The 273-nt window shown below is 36.6% G+C and carries 1 protein-coding gene; it reads left to right on the forward strand.

Going from position 1 to position 273, the window contains the following annotated elements; translation table 11 throughout:
- Nucleotides 1-273, forward strand: a 273-nt coding sequence (locus FDX22_RS32095; RefSeq protein WP_255433063.1) for a GIY-YIG nuclease family protein, incomplete at both ends; no start/stop codon positions are given.

Consider the following 273-nt stretch of genomic DNA (forward strand, 5'->3'; position numbering starts at 1 on the left):
CTATAAAATTGGTTTAACCAGACGACTTGAACCTGAAGATCGTGTTAATGAACTGGGATCTGCATCAGTGCCTTTTAAATTTGATATTCACGCCTTGATTTACTCAGATGATGCTCCAGCACTTGAAACTAGCTTGCACAATGAATTTTCCGCACACCGGATAAACATGGTAAATAATCGCAAGGAATTCTTTAAAATTAATTTATCAGATATTGAAAACAAGGTTAAATCACTTGGTTTTGATGCGTCATTTACGGAGTATGCACTTGCTCC

It is taken from the genome of Citrobacter sp. TBCS-14 (assembly GCF_005280805.1).
GTDB lineage: Bacteria > Pseudomonadota > Gammaproteobacteria > Enterobacterales > Enterobacteriaceae > Citrobacter > Citrobacter gillenii.